The 2,329-nt window shown below is 66.8% G+C and carries 3 protein-coding genes and 1 pseudogene; all 4 read right to left on the bottom strand.

Annotation, left to right across the window (positions count from 1 at the left end):
• A pseudogene (locus Y707_RS23800) lies at positions 1–335 on the bottom strand (Ppx/GppA phosphatase family protein); the annotation flags it as partial.
• The gene (locus tag Y707_RS29565) at positions 335–1,078 is read right to left on the bottom strand and encodes a DUF501 domain-containing protein (protein ID WP_081744643.1); all 744 of its coding nucleotides are present in this window, start codon (positions 1,076–1,078) and stop codon (positions 335–337) included. The pseudogene Y707_RS23800 and the gene Y707_RS29565, both read right to left, overlap by 1 nt.
• Positions 1,078–1,713 carry a DUF501 domain-containing protein gene (locus Y707_RS23790; RefSeq protein ID WP_051441683.1) on the bottom strand — a complete coding sequence of 212 codons (636 nt, stop codon included), beginning with the start codon at positions 1,711–1,713 and terminating at the stop codon, positions 1,078–1,080. Before Y707_RS23790 ends, Y707_RS29565 begins: the two co-directional genes overlap by 1 nt.
• Positions 1,714–1,733: 20 nt before the next feature.
• Positions 1,734–2,329: FtsB family cell division protein (locus Y707_RS23785; protein WP_253905069.1), on the bottom strand; the 596-nt coding region annotated here is incomplete at its 5' end.

Genomic DNA, 2,329 nt, shown 5'->3' with positions numbered 1-2,329 from the left:
AACACCTGCCGGTTTTCGGCGTCCCGGGTCGCGGAGGTGGCCACGAACCGGATCTGCTCGACGCCGTGTTCCCGCATCAGGCCGGCATACTCCTCCACCGCCGTGAAGGTGCGTTCCAGTGCTTCCTCCGCCAGCCGGCCGGTGGCATCGACGCCCTGGCCGAGGCGGACCACGCGCATTAACCGGACGACGTCGGTCAGCCGGCTGCCGCCGTCGACGTTACCCACGTTGCTACCCACGCCGCCATTGCTGGCCACGTCCCCTCCGCCGGATTCGACGTCGGCAATCAACAAGCGGATCGAGTTCGTACCGCAGTCAATGGCACCGACGCGCATCAGTGTCCTTCCTGATTCGTGTTGGGCATCCCCACGGTAGCGGGCTTCTGCTCCTGGGTCTTGACGTGGCGGCTCAGGTCCTTGGCCGGAACCGGTCCGGCCTCGTCCCAGGCTCCGGCGCAGTAGCAGCGGTCCACCGTCCACCATGGCCGGATCTGTTCGAGTGCCTCATCGCCGAGCGGGTTGATCCCCGGGCCGGCGGCGAGCGAGTGTCCGACCAGGACATGCAGGCACTTGACCCGCACCGGCATTCCGCCGGCTGAAACGCCCGCGATTTCGGGTACGGGTCCGACGCCGGTCCGCTCCCCGATTTCATCCCGGACAGCCAGGTAGTGCTCATGCGCCGCTTGGTAGGCCGCGGCGAGTTCTTCGTCCCGCAGCAGCCGCTCACTCATTTCGGTCATCAGGAACACCTGCCGGTTTTCGGCGTCCCGGGTCGCGGAGGTGGCCACGAACCGGATCTGCTCGACGCCGTGTTCCCGCATCAGGCCGGCATACTCCTCCACCGCCGTGAAGGTGCGTTCCAGTGCTTCCTCCGCCAGCCGGCCGGTGGCATCGACGCCCTGGCCGAGGCGGACCACGCGCATTAACCGGACGACGTCGGTCAGCCGGCTGCCGCCGTCGACGTTACCCACGTTGCTACCCACGCCGCCATTGCTGGCCACGTCCCCTCCGCCGGATTCGACGTCGGCAATCAACAAGCGGATCGAGTTCGTACCGCAGTCAATGGCACCGACGCGCATCAGTGTCCTTCCTGATTCGTGTTGGGCATCCCCACGGTAGCGGGCTTCTGCTCCTGGGTCTTGACGTGGCGGCTCAGGTCCTTGGCCGGAACCGGTCCGGCCTCGTCCCAGGCTCCGGCGCAGTAGCAGCGGTCCACCGTCCACCATGGCCGGATCTGTTCGAGTGCCTCATCGCCGAGCGGGTTGATCCCCGGGCCGGCGGCGAGCGAGTGTCCGACCAGGACATGCAGGCACTTGACCCGCACCGGCATTCCGCCGGCTGAAACGCCCGCGATTTCGGGTACGGGTCCGACGCCGGTCCGCTCCCCGATTTCATCCCGGACAGCCAGGTAGTGCTCATGCGCCGCTTGGTAGGCCGCGGCGAGTTCTTCGTCCCGCAGCAGCCGCTCACTCATTTCGGTCATCAGGCCGGACGCTTCGAGCCGCGATACGGCAGCGGTGATGACGGGGTGGGTGACGTAGAACGTCGTCGGAAAGGGGATGCCCTTGCTCAGCCGCGGTGCGGTGGTTGCCACCAGCGGGTTGCCGCAGACGCAGCGGGCGCCGATTTCGACGACGTCGCGCACCGGCCTGCCAAGTTGGCGGCTGAGGGTGTCGGGATCCCCGCGCTGTACCGTGCGGGAAGAATCAGTCACCGCGGTCCTTCGTGTCGGTTTTAGTCTGTGCCGGAACGTTTGATGGATTCGAAAAGAGCGTCGACCCAGGGAACGTCCTCATCCCCCTCCGGGGATGCGGGCACGTTGGACTGGTCCTGTGCGTCGTCGGCGCCCATTACCAAGTATCGCGTCTCGCCCGGCATTACCAAAAACAGCCGGTTGCGCGCCTGCTGTTTGATGTAGGCAGGATCTTCCCAACGGGCAAGCTGATGTCTCAGTTCCGCCCGCTCGTCCTGCTGTACCGCGATTTCCCCCTGCAAGGCATTAATCTCGGCACGCTGCTCCAGATAGGTTTTCACCGTCGGGGCCAGCAGCACCGTAATTGTGACCAGGACGACGCCGAGGGCCAGCAACCTGCCTGAGAACGACTTCGCGGGAACCGGAGCGGCGTTGCCGGCTCCGGAAGCGGCTCCGTTTGCAGAACCGCCATCCTTCGTCCTGGCCCCGCCGTCCGCGGCCTCCTCGTCCTTCGCCCAGCCAATGACCGGCTGGCGGACGGAGTACCTGGCGCTCTCGCGTTCGTGCGCCCGGCGCGCCGCCGCAGACAGCCGGGACACTTTGGATTTGGACGGGCCGTTGCCGGCCCCCCGGCCGC

It is taken from the genome of Arthrobacter sp. H14, assembly GCF_000520495.1.
Lineage (GTDB): Bacteria > Actinomycetota > Actinomycetes > Actinomycetales > Micrococcaceae > Arthrobacter_C.
This window is presented reverse-complemented; position numbering and strand designations above follow the sequence as displayed.